The sequence below is a fragment of the Peribacillus sp. Aquil_B1 genome, from assembly GCF_022603275.1.
Classification (GTDB): domain Bacteria; phylum Bacillota; class Bacilli; order Bacillales; family DSM-1321; genus Peribacillus.
Genome location: NZ_JAKXEE010000002.1, coordinates 79,390 through 100,115 on the forward strand (window position 1 = coordinate 79,390; position 20,726 = coordinate 100,115).

General features: G+C 40.9%; 19 protein-coding genes. All 19 read right to left on the reverse strand.

The genetic code is table 11. The annotated features are described in order from the left end of the window. Positions 1-145: 145 nt before the first annotated feature. Positions 146-1,846 carry a proline--tRNA ligase gene (locus MPH60_RS14035; protein ID WP_241591216.1) on the reverse strand — a complete coding sequence of 567 codons (1,701 nt, stop codon included), beginning with the start codon at positions 1,844-1,846 and terminating at the stop codon, positions 146-148. Between the two features lie 266 nt (positions 1,847-2,112). Further along, entirely contained in the window at positions 2,113-3,381 is a 1,269-nt protein-coding gene (gene rseP / locus MPH60_RS14040) for an RIP metalloprotease RseP (protein ID WP_101224674.1), read from the reverse strand. 7 nt (positions 3,382-3,388) lie between these two features. After that, positions 3,389-4,549, reverse strand: a complete 1,161-nt coding sequence (dxr, locus tag MPH60_RS14045; RefSeq protein WP_241591214.1) for a 1-deoxy-D-xylulose-5-phosphate reductoisomerase — start codon at positions 4,547-4,549, stop codon at positions 3,389-3,391. A gap of 43 nt (positions 4,550-4,592) precedes the next feature. After that, on the reverse strand, positions 4,593-5,390 hold the full coding sequence (locus MPH60_RS14050; protein WP_241591212.1) for a phosphatidate cytidylyltransferase: 798 nt from the start codon (positions 5,388-5,390) through the stop codon (positions 4,593-4,595). A gap of 25 nt (positions 5,391-5,415) precedes the next feature. Then, positions 5,416-6,189: an isoprenyl transferase gene (locus MPH60_RS14055; RefSeq protein WP_241591210.1), complete on the reverse strand. Its 774-nt coding sequence runs from the start codon at positions 6,187-6,189 to the stop codon at positions 5,416-5,418. A gap of 399 nt (positions 6,190-6,588) precedes the next feature. Further along, positions 6,589-7,146: a ribosome recycling factor gene (gene frr, locus MPH60_RS14060; protein ID WP_053534379.1), complete on the reverse strand. Its 558-nt coding sequence runs from the start codon at positions 7,144-7,146 to the stop codon at positions 6,589-6,591. A 3-nt stretch (positions 7,147-7,149) separates the two neighbouring features. Then, positions 7,150-7,872 (reverse strand): UMP kinase, encoded by a 723-nt coding sequence (gene pyrH, locus MPH60_RS14065; RefSeq protein WP_034313639.1) that lies wholly within the window; start codon positions 7,870-7,872, stop codon positions 7,150-7,152. 125 nt (positions 7,873-7,997) lie between these two features. Beyond that, positions 7,998-8,882: a translation elongation factor Ts gene (tsf, locus tag MPH60_RS14070; protein WP_241591208.1), complete on the reverse strand. Its 885-nt coding sequence runs from the start codon at positions 8,880-8,882 to the stop codon at positions 7,998-8,000. Positions 8,883-9,177: 295 nt separating this feature from the next. Continuing rightward, positions 9,178-9,891, reverse strand: coding sequence for a 30S ribosomal protein S2 (rpsB, locus tag MPH60_RS14075; protein ID WP_034313644.1), 714 nt, complete (start codon positions 9,889-9,891; stop codon positions 9,178-9,180). 154 nt (positions 9,892-10,045) lie between these two features. Then, a complete protein-coding gene (locus tag MPH60_RS14080; protein ID WP_241591206.1) occupies positions 10,046-10,684 on the reverse strand; it encodes a DUF6115 domain-containing protein in 639 nt (212 codons plus the stop codon). 199 nt (positions 10,685-10,883) lie between these two features. Then, entirely contained in the window at positions 10,884-11,648 is a 765-nt protein-coding gene (locus MPH60_RS14085; RefSeq protein WP_241591205.1) for a FliA/WhiG family RNA polymerase sigma factor, read from the reverse strand. Between the two features lie 127 nt (positions 11,649-11,775). Then, complete coding sequence (locus tag MPH60_RS14090) at positions 11,776-12,279, reverse strand: chemotaxis protein CheD (RefSeq protein ID WP_241591203.1); 504 nt, start codon at positions 12,277-12,279, stop codon at positions 11,776-11,778. Then, a complete protein-coding gene (locus MPH60_RS14095; protein ID WP_241591201.1) occupies positions 12,272-12,910 on the reverse strand; it encodes a chemotaxis protein CheC in 639 nt (212 codons plus the stop codon). The genes MPH60_RS14090 and MPH60_RS14095 overlap by 8 nt, the downstream gene beginning before the upstream one ends. A gap of 4 nt (positions 12,911-12,914) precedes the next feature. Continuing rightward, the gene (locus tag MPH60_RS14100; protein ID WP_241591198.1) at positions 12,915-13,370 is read right to left on the reverse strand and encodes a chemotaxis protein CheW; all 456 of its coding nucleotides are present in this window, start codon (positions 13,368-13,370) and stop codon (positions 12,915-12,917) included. Between the two features lie 104 nt (positions 13,371-13,474). Further along, positions 13,475-15,517: a chemotaxis protein CheA gene (locus tag MPH60_RS14105; protein ID WP_241591196.1), complete on the reverse strand. Its 2,043-nt coding sequence runs from the start codon at positions 15,515-15,517 to the stop codon at positions 13,475-13,477. 21 nt (positions 15,518-15,538) lie between these two features. Next, entirely contained in the window at positions 15,539-16,636 is a 1,098-nt protein-coding gene (locus tag MPH60_RS14110) for a protein-glutamate methylesterase/protein-glutamine glutaminase (protein WP_241591194.1), read from the reverse strand. Between the two features lie 10 nt (positions 16,637-16,646). Then, a complete protein-coding gene (locus MPH60_RS14115; RefSeq protein WP_241591192.1) occupies positions 16,647-17,513 on the reverse strand; it encodes a MinD/ParA family protein in 867 nt (288 codons plus the stop codon). Continuing rightward, positions 17,497-18,654 (reverse strand): flagellar biosynthesis protein FlhF, encoded by a 1,158-nt coding sequence (gene flhF / locus MPH60_RS14120; protein WP_241591190.1) that lies wholly within the window; start codon positions 18,652-18,654, stop codon positions 17,497-17,499. The genes MPH60_RS14115 and flhF overlap by 17 nt, the downstream gene beginning before the upstream one ends. Further along, positions 18,651-20,687: a flagellar biosynthesis protein FlhA gene (flhA, locus tag MPH60_RS14125; RefSeq protein WP_241591188.1), complete on the reverse strand. Its 2,037-nt coding sequence runs from the start codon at positions 20,685-20,687 to the stop codon at positions 18,651-18,653. The genes flhF and flhA overlap by 4 nt, the downstream gene beginning before the upstream one ends. Positions 20,688-20,726 lie beyond the last annotated feature (39 nt).

Below are 20,726 nucleotides of genomic sequence, written 5' to 3' on the forward strand. Positions count from 1 at the left end.
TATCTACTATCTCTTATTTTTCATTATCATTCTCTTTTGATACCAGAGGCTATTATAACATATCATGAATGATTCACTAGTATCCAAATCCATGAAAAGGAAAGGCATCATCCAAGTGAATGATGCCTAATTCCGCTATTTTAAATTATGCCATTATTTCGTGAAGCTTTTGAGTCAGTTCAGCTCTTTCAATTTCAAGAACCTCACCGGTTTTACGGATTTTCACTTCGACGATTCCGTCGGATGCCTTTTTACCAACAGTCACCCTGACAGGAAGACCGATCAAGTCAGAGTCTGCGAATTTTACGCCCGCACGTTCTTGACGATCATCCATAAGAACTTCCATGCCCTGTGCCTTTAGATCATTATATAATTCTTCTGCAAGGGCAGCCTGAGCCTCATCCTTCATATTGATTGGAATCAAATGGACTTGGTATGGCGCCAAATTCGCTGGCCAGACCAATCCTTTTTCATCATTGAATTGTTCAGCAACAGCGGCAAGTGTACGGGAAACACCAATGCCATAACAGCCCATGATCATAGGCTGCGTCCGTCCATTTTCATCCAGGAATGTCGCATTCATAGCTTCGGAATATTTAGTTCCCAGTTTGAATACGTGGCCTACCTCAATCCCTTTGGCAAATTTAATTATTCCGTTCCCGTCCGGTGATGGGTCACCCTCTTGGATGAAACGAAGATCTATATAATTGGCCACGTTAAAATCACGAGCGGGATTCACGTTCACATAATGGTGGTCTTCCTCATTTGCACCACAAACTCCATTAACCATGGCTTCGACGGCAACATCCGCTATCACTTCAACTTCAGAAGTGACATTGATTGGTCCTAGAGAACCAATTGTACATCCTAAGACTTCCTTCGTCTCATTTGGATCGACCAATTCAACGATTGAAGCGTTATAGAAATTCTTCAGCTTGATATCATTGACTTCATGATCTCCTCGTACCAAAACAAGCACATACTTTTCATCCACTTTAAACAATAACGATTTTATTAGTTTCTCTGCATCAGTATTCAAGAATGATGCTACTTCTTCAATCGATTTTTGGCCTGGTGTATGAACCTTTTCAAGTGCAATTTGTTCTTCGGAGCTTTTTTCATAGTTCACAGTCACAGGTGCCATTTCAATATTGGCTGCATAATCGGAAGTATCCGAATATGCGATGGTATCCTCCCCTATGTCAGACAGGACCATGAATTCATGTGTATCTTTACCACCCATCGCCCCAGAATCGGCAATGACGGCACGGAAGTTCAACCCACAACGGCTAAATATATTCGAATATGCCGCATATAAATTTTTATAAACAGCATCCAGGCTTTCTTGATTGGCATGGAAAGAATAAGCATCCTTCATGATGAACTCACGTCCACGCAGCAATCCGAAACGCGGTCTTTTTTCATCACGGAATTTGGTTTGGATTTGGTAAACCGTTAATGGAAGACGCTTATAGGACTTCACCTCATCACGAACTAAGCTGGTTATCACTTCTTCATGTGTCGCACCAAGCGCAAATTCACGGTTGTTGCGATCCTTAAGCCGCATCAACTCTGGACCATAGGTATACCAGCGTCCAGATTCCTGCCAGAATTCGGCTTGTTGTAAAGCCGGCATCAACAATTCTACTGCACCAGCATTTTCCAGTTCTTCCCGAACGATCGCCTCAACCTTTTGAAGCACCTTTTTCCCAAGCGGCATAAAACTATAAACCCCGCTGGAGTTTTGTCTCATAAATCCTGCACGTAATAGCAGCTGATGGCTTTTGATTTCAGCATCTGCAGGCACTTCCCTCAATGTAGGGATCAACGTCATACTTTGTTTCATATCTGCACCTCTTCAATATTTCCTTTAAATTACTTGCAGCTACGGTATATTTAATACCGCAACAATAATACGGTCATTTCATACAAAAAAGACTTTCCGCGTTATTCAGAAAAGCTAATTTAATATACTCATTCTCGATTATACTTACGATTTCCCTAGAAAACAAACAATTTCCCCAAAACGATTAAAAAACTAGGAAATCCTTCAGATAATAAAACGGCCAACAGATAAATCTGCTGGCCTGTTTTACAATATCCAAACATGTCTTACAGGAAGAAGCGCTGGATGTCATTCCATGTAACGACAATCATCAATAACATCAGCAAAGCAAAGCCGATGAAGTGGACCATTCCTTCTTTTTGACGATCGATCGGTTTCCCTCTCAAGAATTCGACCACAAAGAATAACAGCCTTCCTCCATCCAGTGCCGGTAGCGGAAGCAGGTTCATGATTCCCAAGTTAATGCTGAGCAGCCCTGCCCATTTCATTAACGTGAATAAACCTTGTTTCGCCACTTCCTCTGTTGATTTATATATTCCTACAGGACCGGATAAACTGTCGATTGTAAACCCACCAGTTACGAGGTCACCAAGGATGATGAAGATTTGTTTTGTCCAAAAATACGTTTCTGTAAAACCATATTGTATAGCTTTAATCGGTGCTTTTTCAACCGGAGGGTAGACTCCGATAATCCCGATTTTCTTCCCTTCCCTCTCCACTTCTTGCGGAACAACCGGAACTTCTAATGTTTTCCCGTCCCTGTCAACGACGAACTCGATCTCTTGCCCAGGGTTCTTTTGAATGCTTTCCTGAACATCTCCCCAAGTGGAGACTTCCGTCCCTTCTATGGATTGAATGACATCCCCCGATTTTAAACCGGCATTTACAGCCGAGCCATCAGGTGTCAACTCACCAAGTTTCGCTTCATCCACCACGACTCCTTGAAACAGGCCGATCAATACAAAAATGACAAAAGCCAAAACGAAATTCATTGCCGGTCCAGCTACAATCGTTAGGAAACGGTGCCCAAGCGACTTTGAGGCAAATTGCCGGTCAAAAGGAGCAATCTGGTTCTCTACACCATTTTCAACGATCACCGCTTCTTTATGAATGGCAAACGTTTTTAGTGTTTCTTCCTCGCCCTCTTCATAACCAGTAAGGATCAGTTTATGATCAAGGTCGATCACTTCAACTTCCACAAGACGAATATCAGGATATTTATCTTTATTGTTCAAAATGATTTTTGTAACATTCTCTTCATTATCAAACATTAATCCCACTCGATAGCCGGGCTTCAATTCTATATTCTCTGCATCTTCACCAGCCATACGCACGTACCCGCCAAGAGGAAGCAATCGAATGGTATAAACCGTTTCCTTCTTTTTATATGTGAATACTTTTGGCCCGAAACCGATTGCGAACTCACGGCATAAAATTCCTGCTCGCTTTGCAAACACTAAGTGCCCAAGCTCATGGAAAAATACTAGAGCTCCAAAAATGATGATGAACGCTATAATCGTTTCTAAAGTCTGCATGTTCCGGTCACCTATCTTTCACTAAAGATTCTATATACTGCCTTGTCATATGATCGACTTCCTGAATCGTTTCTAAATCTGGAAGGGCTATGACGGAATGCTGATTCAGCGCTTTTTCAATCAATGTTTCAATATCAAGGAAGGTTACCTTTCCTGATAAGAAAGCAGAGACTGCGGCTTCATTGGCGGCATTAAGCACAGTAGTCATCGTTCCGCCCATTTTACCCGCTTTATAAGCAAATTGCAAACAAGGATATCTGGTGAAATCCATATCGCTAAAATGCAGTTTGCCTGCCTCAGCAAGGTTAAGCCGTTTGCGCCCTGCCAGCGGGACGCGGTCCGGATAAGTAAGTGCATATTGTATCGGCACCCTCATATCCGGTGTCCCCAGTTGTGCTATCACGCTGGAGTCATGAAACTCAACCATGGAGTGGATGATGCTCTCCTTATGTAGCAATACATCAATTTTATCGTAGGGAAGATCGAATAGCCAGTGGGCCTCAATTACTTCCAATCCTTTATTCATCATTGATGCCGAATCGATCGTGATTTTAGCTCCCATTGACCAGTTCGGATGGTTCAGTGCCTCTTCCACCGTTACATCCTTCAATTCTTCCCTGGTCCGATCTCGAAAACTGCCTCCAGAAGCAGTAATGACAAGTCGTTCTATATTTTTTTCCTTTTCACCTTGCAATGCCTGAAAAATAGCGGAATGCTCACTGTCAACCGGCAGCAATCTAACCCCCGCTTTTTTTGCTTCACTTATGACCAAATGACCTGCCGTCACCAAAGTCTCCTTGTTGGCGATGGCAATATCTTTTTTAGCCTTTATTGCTTGAAGTGTCGGATAAAGACCAACGCTTCCGATTACAGCATTGACCAATATCGTCGCTTGACCATAAACGGCAACAGCGGTCAAACCCTCATCCCCATACATGAACTCGATATCTTTGCGGCTGGAGAATTCACTTTTCAAAACATGATAATCTTCTTCCGTCTGGACTGAAACCAGTTTCGGTTCAAACTCTTTTATATAAGTCCTGACCAATTCTATATTCTTTCCAGCAGAAAGCGCCACGATCTTGAATTGATCTGGATGGGACCTTACTACATCCGCTGTTTGTTGACCAATCGATCCTGTCGCGCCCAAAAGGCTGATATTTTTCAAATTGTTCATCTCCTAATTCAAATAACACTTGCCTATATTTATATTATAAAACGTGCAATAAATGCAAAATCGGTAAAATGAATATCACGCTATCAAGCCTGTCCAAAATTCCACCATGTCCCGGGAGAAGCGTCCCTGAATCCTTAACGCCATAATGCCGTTTATACGCCGATTGGACCAGATCGCCCAATTGGCCGAATACACCAATGATTAATGAAATCAATAATAATTGTAATAACGTGTAATCAAGGCTGGAGAATGCGTAAAACAGAACCCCCACTACCATCGCGGAAAATAACCCGCCGATAAATCCTTCCACCGTCTTGTTTGGACTTATTTCTGGCCATAGCTTTCTTTTACCAAGTGATTTACCTATGAAGTAGGCCCCGGAATCGGTTGCCCAGATCGTAAATAGGGTAAGGAGGATATAGATTAGCCCCAACCCCAATGAGTCACGTGTTTCAAATAGGTAATAGAAGCCTATCCCCAAGTATAGGATTGAAATCACTAGAAAACCTGCGTCATCAAAAGTAAAACGGTTTTTTGAAACGACTGTATAAAGCAACAGCAGCAAAACCCCGATTAAGAAGACTTGAACTTTATCGTAATTTATTTCTGCTAAAAAAGCAGTATACTCATTAGGCAATAAAAGCACCCACAATAATATGTAGGAAAGAAATGCTTCAAAAGACAGTACACGTAACTTTTTCATTTTCATCAGTTCATACAAACCAATTGACCCTAACAGATATACCGTCAGTAAAAAGGGAGTGCCCCCTAAAATGACTAGTGGAATGAAGATAGCGGCAACCACGACTGCCGTAATAATTCGTTGTTTCATTATTCCATTTTCCTCGCCTTCTACATTAAACGCCACCGAATCTTCGTGAACGCTTTTGATACTCCTCAACTGCCTGCAATAAATGCTCTTCACTAAAATCCGGCCATAGCACCTCAGTAAACCATAGCTCAGTATAAGCCGCCTGCCAAAGCATGAAATTACTTAAACGGATTTCACCGCTTGTACGGATCAGTAAATCAGGATCCGACAAATGTTTGGTCATCAGGTAACTGGATAGCATTTCCTCCGTTGCATTTTCCTTTATTATACCATTCTTAGCATCTTGAATGATGCTATTCACTGCAGACACAATCTCCCCACGGCTTCCATAGTTCAGAGCAAAATTCAGAATCATCCCATCATTGTCTTTCGTGTCTTCCATTGCCCGTTTAACGGCACTTTGAGTATGTGACGGAATGAGAGACAAGTCCCCTATCATTTCAACTCTTACATTTTCGGAAATGAGCTCGGGTAAAAATGTTCCAAGAAATTCCTGTGGAAGCTTCATCAAAAAGTCGACTTCACTTTTTGGACGTTTCCAATTTTCAGTGGAAAACGCATAGACTGTCAAAGTTTTGACCCCTAATTTATTGGCAACTTTCGTAATTTTACGAACTGTTTTCATACCTTCATGATGACCCGCCACACGTGGCAATGCACGCTTTTTGGCCCAACGGCCGTTCCCATCCATAATGATGGCGATATGCTGAGGAACATCAAACTGTTTAATATGCTGAATCCTATTTGTTACATCGGAAGAAGCATCTTTTTTAACGAAACGCTTCCAAAGTGAATACATATGTTAGTCCCCCATCAGGTTGTACTTATCTCTCTACAAAGGCAAAGTTTTCGTGCACTATGTATATCAAGCTTTCTGCCGCTTAAAAAGAATCTATATTATAATATCAAAAAAAAACTGGTTCTCATATTATTATTATGAAAATTATTTCTTCATTAGAAGCTAGAAAGGGAGAAATCATTACTTCTTTTTTTCTAAAACCGGTTGTGATTACCATGAAAAATGCAAAAAAAGGACCACCTCCAACGTTTGCATGCAACATACTAACTCAAGGAGCAATCATTATCGGAGAAACCTTATTATAACAGTTTTCTCCTTTAAGCACACCTATATGTTAGAACCAAGACATGACCCGGTATGGATTCGGCCCTCTTTATTTAATCAACTCTTCAGCGGAAATTATACTTCCAAAATTTCTTTTTCTTTATCTTTTGTAATTTCATCAATTTTCGTAATATTGCCATCTGTCATCTTTTGGATGTCATCTGCATAGCCACGTAAATCATCTTCAGTGATTTCACCACTTTTTTCAAGCTTTTTCAAATCATCATTAGCATCGCGACGCACATTACGGACAGCAATTTTCGCTTCTTCCGCTTCTTTTTTAACGACTTTCACAAGCTCTTTTCTGCGCTCTTCCGTTAAGGCTGGGATGGCTATCCTGATGACCGATCCATCATTAGAAGGATTTAATCCTAAGTCTGATTTCAAAATCGCCTTTTCGATTTCACCCAAAACCGTTTTATCATATGGTTGAATGACTAATAGTCTAGCTTCCGGGACAGAAATGCCTGCCACCTGATTGACTGGTGTCGGCGATCCATAATAATCGATCGAGATTCTATCAAGCAATGAGGCATTTGCCCTTCCGGCACGGATGCTTGCTAATTCACGTGTATACGCTCCAATGGCTTTTTCCATTTTCGTTTTCGCATTCGAAATAACTTGTTTCGGCATCTTTTATTTCCCCCTTACAATAGTACCAAGCGTTTCGCCTAATACGGCCCGTTTAATATTACCTTTTTCCATGATCGAGAAGACGATCAATGGAATATCATTGTCCATGCATAGTGAGGACGCAGTTGAATCCATTACTTCTAACCCTTCTTTAATCACATCAAGGTAAGAAAGTTTATCATACTTCACTGCATTTTTGTCCTTAACCGGATCTGCATTGTATACGCCATCCACATTGTTCTTCGCCATCAAGATGACATCAGCTTCAATTTCAGCAGCACGCAGGGCGGCAGTGGTATCCGTTGAGAAGTATGGATTACCTGTTCCAGCTGCAAAAATCACCACTCTCTTTTTCTCTAGATGCCTGATAGCACGGCGTCTAATGTATGGTTCTGCGACTTGCCTCATCTCAATGGAAGTTTGCACGCGCGTTTCAATTCCAAGCTGATCAAGGCTGTCTTGTAATGCCAATGAGTTCATGACTGTAGCCAGCATACCCATATAATCGGCATTAGCACGATCCATGCCCATTTCACTGCCTATTTTCCCGCGCCAAATGTTTCCGCCGCCGACAACAACAGCCACTTCCACATCAAGCTCAGCCACTTCCTTGACTTGTTCAGCAATAGATTTAATTACTGCAGGGTTAATTCCAAATCCTTCTTCACCGGCTAATGCTTCGCCACTTAGTTTTAAAACGACACGTTTATATTTAGCGTTACTCATGAGAACCTCCAACTATGTAATCTTTTCATTCGTTCATCATGCTTTCTTGCAATACTACCAAAAATTCATGACATTTCAAAAAATAGGGAACACCAGAGTGTTCCCTATTATTAATTATCTGACAATTAGTCTTTTTTAACTTGGTTCATTACTTCTTCAGCAAAGTTTTCTTGACGTTTTTCAAGACCTTCCCCTACTTCATAACGAACGAATGATTGGATTTTTCCGCCTTTTGATTCAACGAATTGTCCCACTTTTTGATCTGGGTTCTTAACGAAAGCTTGTTCGTTAACACAAATTTCTTCGTAGAATTTATTGATACGTCCTTCAACCATTTTTGCAACGATTTTTTCAGGTTTTCCTTCATTAAGCGCTTGTTGCGTAAGTACTTCGCGTTCGCGTTCTAATTCGCTAGCATCTACTTGGTCGCGAGAGATATATTTCGGGTTGATTGCAGCGATATGCATTGAAACGCCTTTAGCTGCCTCTTCGTCAGTTGTACCTTCAAGAACTGATAGTACGCTGATACGTCCACCCATGTGAAGGTAAGCACCAAATGCGTCGTTATCTGTTTTAGAAACGACTTGGAAACGGCGTAGAGTTAATTTTTCCCCGATTTTAGCAACTGCAGCATTGATATGATCTGCTACTTTTGCTCCATTTTCCATAGTTTGCTCAAGAGCTGCTTCAACGCTTTCAGGTTTGTTAGCAAGTAGGAATCCAGCCAATTCTTTAACAAGAGTTTGGAAGCCTTCGTTTTTAGCAACGAAATCAGTTTCTGAGTTCACTTCAAGGATTACCGCTTGGTTTCCTTCAACAACGATTGAAGTTAGACCTTCAGCAGCAATACGGTCACCTTTATTAGCAGCTTTTGCAATTCCTTTTTCACGTAGGAAATCGATTGCCTTTTCCATATCGCCTTCTGTTTGTACAAGTGCCTTTTTACAGTCCATCATACCGGCACCAGTTTTTTCACGCAATTCTTTAACTAATTGTGCAGTGATTGCCATAATATATATCCTCCTCAAATTACATGCAGTTTATTCAATCTTTACCCATTATTGCCAAAAAATACTTGTTATCATCCAAGAAAATAACGAGCCTTGATAATATTTCTGAAAAAACATCCACTTTTTCAGTCAATATGACGGAACATTTTCATTCCTGAAAAATCGCCCATACCTTTTAAAAAGACATTACGTACAGTGATTTTATGTATGCTTATTTAGTGCAAAAAAAAGGGATAAAAGGCATTATCCTCTTATCACCTTTTTTCTTACTAAATAAGCAACCTTTTTTTACTTATTAAGCAGTAGTTGTTTCAGTTGCTGTTTCTTCGCCTTGTTTAGCTTCTAAGATAGCATCTGCCATTTTACCTGTTAACAATTTAACAGCACGGATTGCATCGTCATTCGCAGGAATAACTACATCGATTTCATCCGGATCACAGTTTGTATCAACGATACCAACAAGCGGAATGTGTAATTTGTGTGCTTCCGCAACAGCAATACGCTCTTTGCGAGGGTCGATAACGAAGATCGCATCAGGAAGAGTCTTCATATCTTTAATACCGCCTAAGAATTTCTCTAAGCGATCCCATTCTTTTTTAAGTTGGATAACTTCTTTTTTAGGAAGTACTTCGAAAGTTCCGTTTTCTTCCATTTTTTCGATATCTTTAAGACGAGCGATACGTTTTTGGATTGTTTCAAAGTTTGTTAAAGTTCCACCTAACCAACGTTGGTTTACATAGTACATACCAGAACGGATAGCTTCTTCTTTAACAGATTCTTGAGCTTGTTTTTTAGTTCCGACGAAAAGAACAGTACCACCGTTAGCAGCTAGTTCTTTCACGAAGTTATAAGCTTCTTCAACCTTTTTAACTGTTTTTTGAAGGTCGATGATGTAGATGCCGTTACGCTCAGTGAAGATATATTTCTTCATTTTTGGGTTCCAGCGACGTGTTTGGTGTCCGAAATGCACACCAGCTTCAAGCAATTGTTTCATAGAAATGACTGACATTTTAGTTCCTCCTAAATGGTTTTGTTTTTCCTCCGCACCGATCATTTTCATACAGAAACTGTCATAACAGCACCATCTGCAAGAATCACGGGGCGTGTGTATTAACACCATTTCATAATATATCATAATGGCTCTGCACAATCAAGAGATAACTTTATCTATTCATGCGAAACTTTAGTAATAGTTCTACCTCGGTTTGACCGCGACCTAATTTTTTGGCGATTTCCTCTACTGAATGTCCTTGATCCGCTAACATATCCACTTTTTCATTTAATGATCGTTCATTTAACGAAGCCTGCAGCATGTCCGAAAATTCCATGCCAGCTGGCTGCCCTTCGTTTTTTGGAGAAGCGGCTTCCGATGAAAGCTCCAATTTGTCCTCGACTTTTACTGGTAAAGCATTGGTTTCATTTTCTTCAGGCATAATTTTATAGGCGTTGATCGCCTGCTTTTTAGCAGCGGCGCGGCTTCCCTCTTTATACTCTAGCAGCATGTTTTGTTTTTGTTTTTCTACTTTATCTTCCTTTTTTTCTTTGATCGAGCCATGTACTTGTCCTTTTTGACCATGCTCGTGATCCATTGCCACCGAATTGTTGAATGCCTTTACCAATGTCTCGTTATCCTCTTTCATCTCCATCAAATAACCAGACAAGATTTGTTCCATTTCTCCAATGATGGCCTTTTGGTCTTTTTCCAACTTACTTAAACGATTTTGCCGAAGATATAAAACGATGATGGCGAAAATGGTGAATATGTTTAATACAAACAACAGAAATATAAAAAATGCTGTCATGTTGCCTCCTAATTAACCGGAATAGTCAATCTGTTGTTTTGCTCTTATTGACTAAGTACAGTTCGAACATTCTGTGATTTCGAAGCATTTATTGATGCGGGTCCCGTATCAATTCTTACAAGCTGACAGGGGGCTTTCTAAGTTCAATTGGGATTTTATGCTTCCCGAATCAGAAGCCCTCTTCAATAAGGTATCATGATTAATTCTTTAGATCTTGCATCGTGTTTCTTAATTTATATATCGCTTTTGAATGAATTTGGGATATCCGGGACGTAGATAGGCTCATCACTTGCCCGATTTCGGTCAATGTTAGTTCTTCTTTATAAAAAAGCTGTAAAACCAACTGTTCTTTTTCATTAAGGGTTTCTATGACTTTGGCTAATTCAACATACAGTTCATCCCTTAACACATGTTCCTCAGGTAAATCCGCCTTTTCATCTTTAATATGAAAATTCGCGCTTTCTTTATCGTCTTCTTGGGGATTTTCATCCATTGATAGTACATTGGCAAAGAAGTTCTCATTTAATGCAGCATATACTTCATCTTCCGGAATATTCAATTCAGCGGCTATCTCGTTTGGCGAAAGGTTCCTCATGTATTTCTGCTCCAGCTTTTCTATTGCAGCTTCAATTTTCTTGGCTTTATCTCTTGCGCTCCGCGGAAGCCAATCCTCTTTTCTTAATCCATCTAAAATAGCACCACGTATTCTAAATGATGCATATGTGTCAAACTTCAGGTCACGCCTCGTGTCAAAACGTTCCAGGGCATCGAATAACCCCATCATCCCTAAACTCCTTATATCATCCCGGCTCACATTTTTAGGAAGACTTACTGAAATACGTTGAACATGATACGATACGAGGGGTATGTATTTCTTCACCAAAATGTCCCCGGCTAGCGGATCTCTGCGATCCACCCAATTCTTCCAACATAACTGCTCTTCTTCGATGGTCAGATGAGACATTGGACATCCTCCTAACATTGTTATACGATTTATGACCGATACTGCCCTAAGGCCATACATGCAATAATAATTCGATTGCAAGTGTACCTCTGTCATATTTTTGGCTTTTCAAAATCCAAATCCGATCCTATATGTTTTTAGTCCCTTTTGTAACGGTCCGTATATTTAGCAAACAATCACTTAAATTGAATTCAATCGTTCTTCCGCTATTCCCGCCAACATCTTCGGCGACGACTCTAATGCGCAAGTCAGATAACTCTTTCCGGACAGCTTCCACATTCCGGGGTCCTATTCTCATTAAATCCCCTCCGGAGGCAAATTGAAACATTTGTGCTCCGCCAGCCAACTTCGCTTTTAGGAATGGCATTCTAGCTCCTTCTTTTACTAAGAGCCGCACTAATTCTTTTATCGCCGTATCTGCAAATTTGGCAGCGTTGATCTGCCCCGATTTAGCTAGTGAAGAGTCAGGCAGCATAATATGTGCCAAACCTGCAATTTCTTTTTTCTCATCATAAATTACAACACCAACACACGACCCCAAACCGGAAGTGCGAATCGTATAGGGAGGTTTTATTATATGCATATCCGCTATTCCAACCTTAACAACCTGGACCTTTAACCATTCAGTCATTAGGTGACACTCCTAAAGCGGAAAAAATGATATCAAAAAATTCGGGATCAGGTAATAAAAAGAAATGACCATTAATGGAATCAGCGAAATGCTGGTCTTTTTCAAGCACAGTATCAATGACGATAGCTGCGTCACTTACTACGGATAATTCCAGTAATCCGTAACTGATCGTTGCCCCTACCATATCGATGCTCAAGGATGGAACGGATGGATAGATATTCAATCGGGTGAAATCAGAAAGGGAAGAGAGATAGGATCCCGATAAGATATTCCCTAATTCCTGAAGGCAAGAAAGTGCCAATTCATTATTGGGTGCGGATTCCATCAAAAAGGTCTCATCACCTGTCATCTTACGAATCAAATATTGGGCTACAGGAAGCGAAAGGATAAAAAACATACTCCCTGAAGCATCACCTTCTATTCTAAGGAAAACGCTGGCAACGACGTGATCGGCCCCGCCAGCCATTTCCATCATTTCATCAAAGGAAACGATTCGGACATTAGGAACATTCATATCAATTTTCCTATTAAGGATGGCAGAAAGCGCAGTTGCTGCGTTCCCTGCACCTATATTGCCGATTTCCTTCAAAATATCGAGTTGAAAAGGGTTGATTTTCTCAATGAACGACATATGATTATCCTTCTCTTAACATATTTTCAGTCATTTCCAGACTTAGAGCCGTCTCCAAATTGATTAGGACGAGCAGTCGCTTTTCAATTTTAGCCACTCCGCTAATGTATTCTGAAGCCAAATGGCCCACAACTACAGGCTGAGGTTCGATACTCTCCACAGGAATATCCAAAACATCATTGGCAGAGTCCACTATTAACCCAACTTCCATATCATCCAGAATGACGATGATAATCCTTGTTGTTTCATCGTATTCCACCTCTTCGAAACCAAAACGCACCCGTAAATCAATAATTGGGGTGATTACACCCCTTAGATTTATGACTCCCTTAACAAACTTTACAGCCTTTGGAACTCTGGTAATATGGAGAATCTTTTCGATACCGCTGACTTTATCCACTGGAATTGCATATTCTTTATTCTTAATTTGAAATACGATTACTTTCATATCCTCCGACATCTATTCCCCTCCTTTTAATAAACTCATGATTGATGTGCAGTCTTAACGAAAACCTGAATCGAAATGGGCGAACCAACGTCCCCTTCGCCCCATTTATCTATCACTCAATGAATCAATGTGTTGCAATCTATGATTAAAGCAACTTGACCATCACCAAGAATCGTTGCCCCCGATATTGCAAATGCGCTATTTAAATAATTACCTAGTGATTTCAGAACGATTTCCAGCTGCCCGATGAATGAATCAACGACTAATCCGGCTAATTTATCGCCTTTTCTTACAATGACCACAGAGAGGGTCTCTTCTTCTTCCTGACTGATAGGCACTTCAAATATATCTTTCAAGAACAGAAGCGGCAGAATCTTTCCCCTGAAGTCAATAACCTGTTGATTATGGGCATTCAAGATATCTGCTTTTTTTATGATGGCTGTTTCTATAATGGAAGAAAGCGGAATGGCATATTTTTCGTTTTGGATTGCAACGAGCATGACAGAGATAATGGACAATGTAAGCGGAAGCTGAATAAGGAAGATGGATCCTTCATTCTCTTTGGAATCGATCGTGACAGATCCACCGAGAGACTCAATGGTATTTTTAACCACATCCAGTCCAACACCCCGCCCCGATACATCTGAAATGGTTTCCGCTGTTGAGAAACCAGAAGCGAATATCAATTCATAGATTTGCTTATCCGTTAGGGCGGCGGCAGTTTCCTTGGTTAATATCCCATTGGATAGCGCCTTGTTCAAGACTCGATCCTTATTGATTCCTGCGCCGTCATCCTGGATTTCAATGAAAACATGATTACCGCTGTGGTAGGCTTTTAACAGGATTTTACCTTCTTCATTCTTTCCTTTCGCCAAACGTTCTTCAGGTGTTTCAATTCCATGATCCATGGCGTTTCTTAATAAATGGACGAGCGGATCACCGATTTCATCAATGACTGTACGGTCAAGTTCCGTTTCTGCACCGTTGATTTCCAAATTGACTTTCTTGTTTAAATCCCTTGCTAACTGACGAACCATTTTAGGAAAACGATTGAATACAGTTTCAACGGGCACCATCCGCATATTCAAAACGATTGTTTGTAAATCACTTGTTATACGGGACATTCTTTCTACTGTTTCATGCAATTCTTGATTATCCAAATCACTGGAAATTTGGTCAAGTCTGCCTCTATCGATTACTAGTTCCTCGAATAGGTTCATTAATATATCAAGCCGCTCAATGTTCACCCGAATGGTCTTGCTTGATGCCGGCTTAACTGGTGCCTGTTTTTTCTTATCATCATTATCAGTTGGAAGCACGGCTTTAATTGTCTCTTGTTCCGGTATTTCAGCAACTTGATCTTCTATAGATTTGGCTCCATGCCTCAAGCCCTCAAGATCAAGGGCATTTACCACAACTTGATCCACTTCGGAAACCTTCATGACTTTTTCTTTTATCTCATCAATCGATTCTGTTGTTACCATCGTGACCGTAAATTGCTGATCGAATTGCTCTTCTTCCAAAAGTTCGACAGGTGGGTGTGACTTGATTACTTCACCTGACTTTTCAAGCACTTCGAAAACCATAAACACCCGGGCAGCTTTTAAAAGACAGTCCTCACGCAACCCTATCGAGATTTCGAAGCTGTTGAAGCCTTGATCTTTGGACTGCTGAAGCACTGTCCATTCAAATTCATCGTACTCTCCCGCAGTCTTTTCCTCTTTTTCAAGGACGGCAGAAGCTGCTGCAATCTCTGCAATGGTGGAAGAAACGGGCGACTCCCCTTTTTCAATCATTTCCAGCCGTTGGACAACCTCCTCCACATTTCTTTTTCCATCTCCACCTTCAGCAATGGACATGACCATCGCTTCTAAATCATCAACCGCTAAAAATATCACATCAAATAATTCTGGAGAGAGAGCGATTTGGCTATTTCGGATCGCATCCAACACATTCTCCATTTTATGAGTTAAATTGGTTAGATCCTCATACCCCATAGTCGCCGACATCCCTTTTAAGGTATGGGCGGAACGAAAGATTTCGTTTACGATCGAAAGGTCTTCCGGGTTCTTTTCGAGTACGAGCAACTGTTCGCTGCACGTTTGAAGATGTTCTTTACTTTCTTCTATAAAAACCTCTAAATACTGATTCATATCCATACAATCTCACACCTCCACGTGTTAACAATAGCTTATTATCGCTTTAGCTATTTTTTCTACATCCTCTATGCTATCTATTAACTTGGTATTGATTGCCGCCTTAGGCATACCAAAAACGATTGATGTCTCCTGTGATTCGGCTATCGCTTTTAAAGGCCCCTCCTGTTTAAGCTTCATGAGTCCCATCGCCCCGTCCATCCCCATACCGGTCATGATAACGGCTATTTTCGCAGAATCATTCATTTCACTTACCGATTCAAATAGCACATCAACCGACGGGCGATGTCCATTACGCAATTCGGATTGATCCAAAAGGATTGCCCAGCTCATTCCGACTTTCCTCACTTTCAAGTGAAAACCTCCAGGTGCGATATAGGCGACACCTTTTTGAATCAGTTCCCCCTCTTCAGCTTCCTTCACTTTAATCTTGCATAATGAATTCAGACGTGTTGCCAAGGATTTTGTGAAACCGGGAGGCATATGCTGGACAATGAGTATGGGAGCATCAATCTCTTCCGGGAGTCCTGCCAAGACGGTCTGCAGCGCTCTCGGGCCTCCTGTTGATGTACCGATGACTACTATCTTTTTATACCCATAGGACCATTTTTCTTGATTTTTTTCAATTTTAGATGATTCTTTTGAATCTATTTTACTATATTTTTTCCAAACGGATGGGCTTCTTTCAATATTCATCGCATTTTTTTCTAGTTTGTGAACATTTGCCCTGCTGGCAGCCATAACTTTTTCATGGAGGTCTTTCTTGATTTTATGTAGATCCAATGAAATGGCACCCGAAGGTTTTGCCACAAAGTCAAAGGCTCCGCCGTTCATGGCGGCAAATGTATTTTCCGTTCCTTTTTTCGTTGTGCTTGATAACATGACTACAGCAGTTGGACATTCATCCATGATCCGGCTTAATGCTTCCAATCCGTCCATAATGGGCATTTCCACATCCAAAGTCACGACATCGGGTTTTAAAGCCTTTATTTTGTCTAAGGCATCTCTTCCATTCCTGGCAGTCCCGATGACTTCCATCCTGCTATCTTCCGCTAAAAACTCTGAAATCAACTTTCTCATAAACGCAGAATCGTCCACTATCAGCACTTTTACTTTACTCATATTAGGAGACCTACTTTCCAAAAAAATATCTCTTCATATTTTGGAGGAAATGGCTTTTTTGCAAAGTCAATTCTTCCCCAAATGAATGATTTGCATATCTCGAAGCAATGTCCATAATGGCCTTGGATACATCGGCTTCAGAATCGAAAAGGAGAAAGGGAATTTGTTTGGAAACAGAATTGGGTACGGTTCTATCATCCGGCAAGTAACCAAGAGCTACAGTTTCCAGTCCCAAAAATTTCACTAGTGCATTTTGGAGGCGCTTAATCGTTTCTTTGCCCTCCTTACTCGTGAAAACCCGATTGCAAACAAGGAAAAATGGAATCTCTTTATTTACTGAATGGATATATTTCATTGCGGAATATGCATCCGTGATAGAAGTGGGTTCAGGCGTCGTGATAACGACTAATTCATCCACACATAACAGGAATTTCATGGAATCCTGAGTGATGCCTGCACCCATATCAAATAAGATATAATCATAATTCGCAAACAATAAACTGAATTCCTCATTAAACCGGGTATACTTTTCTTCATCAAGTGAAAAGAGATTTGTCAACCCCGTTCCACCTGTAATGATTGAAATGTTTCCCGGTCCTGCCATGATGATATCCTTCAAACTAAAATCGTTTTCAAAAAAATCAATAATGCTGCTGGGAGATTGTTCCCCAATCAAAATATCAATATTCCCCATACCGATATCCATGTCGAACAACAGTACTTTTTTACCGCTTTGGGATAAGGCAATCGAAAAATTCAATGAAAAGTTTGATTTTCCCACTCCGCCTTTCCCGCTTAAAACAGCAATCGTTTTGGCCATTGATCGATTTTGGCGGGCTTCCAATCTTCTTCGCAAATTCTCAGCTTGATCTTTCATATTCATTAGCCCCAATAGCCATTTTCAATAGCTGTGATGATGTAGCTATTTCAATATCGTCTGGCACATTTTGTCCATCTGTTATATAGGCGGCTCCTAATTTATGAGTGTGTATAAAATTGAATATCTGCCCGAAAGTGGAGGTTTCGTCCGCTTTTGTAAAAATGACCTGTTTAATAGGTATGGCAGCAAACTGTCGATAAATATCTTCCATATCCTTTTGTTTAGAGGTCAAGGACAATACTAAATAGGTTTCCATCTCATCTGTAAAATGGATGATTTCATTAAGATCCTTGACATATTGCGGGTTACGGAAATTCCTTCCGGCCGTATCAATAAAAACAAAATCATAATGGGAGAAGCGTTCAGCAGCCCTTTTAAAGTCTTCCAAATTATAAGCGACTTCAATTGGAACGTTTAAAATCTTGGCATATGTCTTAAGTTGGTCTATTGCAGCAATCCTGTACGTATCTGTCGTAATGAAAGCCACCTTTTTATCATGCTTCAACATGGTTTCCGCCGCTACTTTCGCCAAGGTTGTTGTCTTTCCCACACCTGTTGGGCCAACAATATTAATATATTTTTTTTGCAGCCCGGGTTTTCCGTTTTCAACCTTTTCCAAAATCCTGAGCATGGCTTCTTCCAACCAAACTTGAACCTCTTCATCAGTGGATTGCTGTTTAAAAACGAACCATTTTTCAAGCAATTCATCCATGATTTGGGACCGAAGTGATATATCCACTTCCTGCTCGGTTAGGTATTTGTGGATTTTCTCCAGCTTCCCCGGATATTTTTTATCAGCTGAATAGATTTGCAAACTCTTTATCATATCTTTCAAACCTTCGATTTCTTTTAATAAGTCAGCACTTTCCCTATTCCCTTCATTAGGTTCAGGGGCATGACTTGCCATTTCCAGCTTTGATGGCAACTTTTTAGATTTTTGCTTGGTTACGGCTTGGATAGGCTGGGGCACAGGGTCTATGGCTGCAATGACTTCAATATTCCTCTTTTTGAATAATCCTAAGAAACCACCATTATATACAGCCTTCGAACTTAAGATTACTGCATCACTGCCTAGTTCCGCCCTTATTCGTTTCATTGCCTCGTTCATTGATGGCGCCAAATATTTCTTTACCTTCAATCGATATTCACCACCCCTACACTTTGTATTTCTACATTCGATTCGAGTTCATTGTATGAAAGAATCGGTACATTAGGAAAATAACGTTCAGTTAGTTGCCGGGCATACATCCTTACTGCTGGAGAGCAGAGTAAAATCGGTTGGTGATCCATTAGGGTCAGCTCTTCCAATTTGGCTGCAACTGCCTCCAATATGGATTGCGATATCGTTGGATCCAATGATAAAAAATTACCATGTTCGGTTTGCTGTACACCATCCGCGATGGTCTTTTCAACTTTCCCCGATAATGTTATGACTTTAATTCTATTTTCATCCGAAATAAAAGAATTCGTTATTTGTCTGGCTAAATTCTGCCTTACATATTCAGTAAGCAAATCTGTGTCAGTCGATAACTTGCCATAATCAGCAAGCGTTTCGAAAATGATCGGTAAGTTCCTTATCGAAACTTTTTCCTTCAATAATTTTGCCAATACCTTTTGTACATCTCCTATAGACAAGGGATTCGGAGTGACTTCTTCTACTAGTATAGGTGCCGATTCGTGGAGATGATCGATCAATTGTTTCGTTTCCTGCCTGCCCAATAATTCATGCGCATTGGACTTTATGACTTCCGTCAAGTGGGTGGATACAACACTTGGCGGGTCCACAACTGTATAACCCAAGATCTCGGCATGTTCTTTCATATCATCCGTAATCCACTTGGCCGGTAAACCGAAAGATGGTTCTATCGTATCGATTCCTTCTATTGAATCATCCTCCATCCCTGGACTCATGGCCAAGAAATGATTTAGGAGCAATTCCCCCTTTGCCATGACACTTCCCTTAATCTTCAGCCGATACTCATTAGGATTCAACTGAATATTATCACGTATTCTGACGACAGGGATCACGAGCCCTAACTCAATTGCAAGCTGCCGGCGGATCATGACGACCCGGTCCAGTAGGTCTCCCCCTTGATTGGCATCCGCAAGCGGAATCAATCCATATCCAAACTCAAATTCGATCGGGTCGACACTTAAAAGGTTAACGACGCTTTCTGGACTTTTCATTTCATCGGTTTCCAGCACTTCTTCCATTTCTTGTATTTCACTTTCGTCCTGCTTCGGTATCCTTGAAATTGTATACCCTCCAACGACTAATAAAGCAGCGATCGGAATGGTGAACAAGTCGGAAATGGGAGTGAATAAACCTAAAAGGAAAATGGTTGCTGCTGTTAGGTAAAGCATTTTGGGAAATTGAAATAACTGTTCAACAATATCCGCTCCGAGGTTTCCATTCGAGGCTGCCCGGGTTACGACAATTCCCGTAGCTGTAGAAATCAATAAAGCTGGTACCTGACTCACGATACCGTCACCAACCGATAACATGGAAAAATGAACGGCTGCTTCTCCAAAGCTCATGTCCAATTGCATGACGCCAATGATCATACCGAAAATCAAGTTAATGATGACAATGATGATGCCCGCTATGGCGTCTCCTTTAACAAACTTACTAGCCCCATCCATGGATCCATAAAAGTCTGCTTCGTTACTAATTTTTTCCCTTCTGGCACGTGCTTCGTTTTCTGAGATCATCCCAGCATTTAAATCTGCATCGATGGCCATCTGTTTCCCCGGCATCGCATCCAGCGTAAACCTTGCCGCTACCTCCGAGACGCGTTCGGAACCTTTAGTGATGACGATGAAATTGATGATGACCAAAATGATGAATACAACTAATCCTACCAGCACGTTACCGCCGACTACAAACGACCCAAAGGTTTCTACAACTCCCCCAGCATCACCATAGGTCAAAATGGCACGAGTCGTCGAAACATTCAACCCCAGCCTGAACAATGTCAGTAAAAGGAGCAAGGAAGGAAAGATTGAAAATTCGAGAGGTTCTTTCATATTCATCGTAGTCAATAGAACCAGCAACGCAAGAGAGATATTTAAAAGGAGTAAAATACTTAACAACCATGTTGGCAATGGAATGACCAACATGGCAACGATCATGATAACGCTCGATATAACAACTAAATCTCTTGCTCGCATGTTTTTTCTCTCCTAACTAGCGGGTTACCCTATTACATC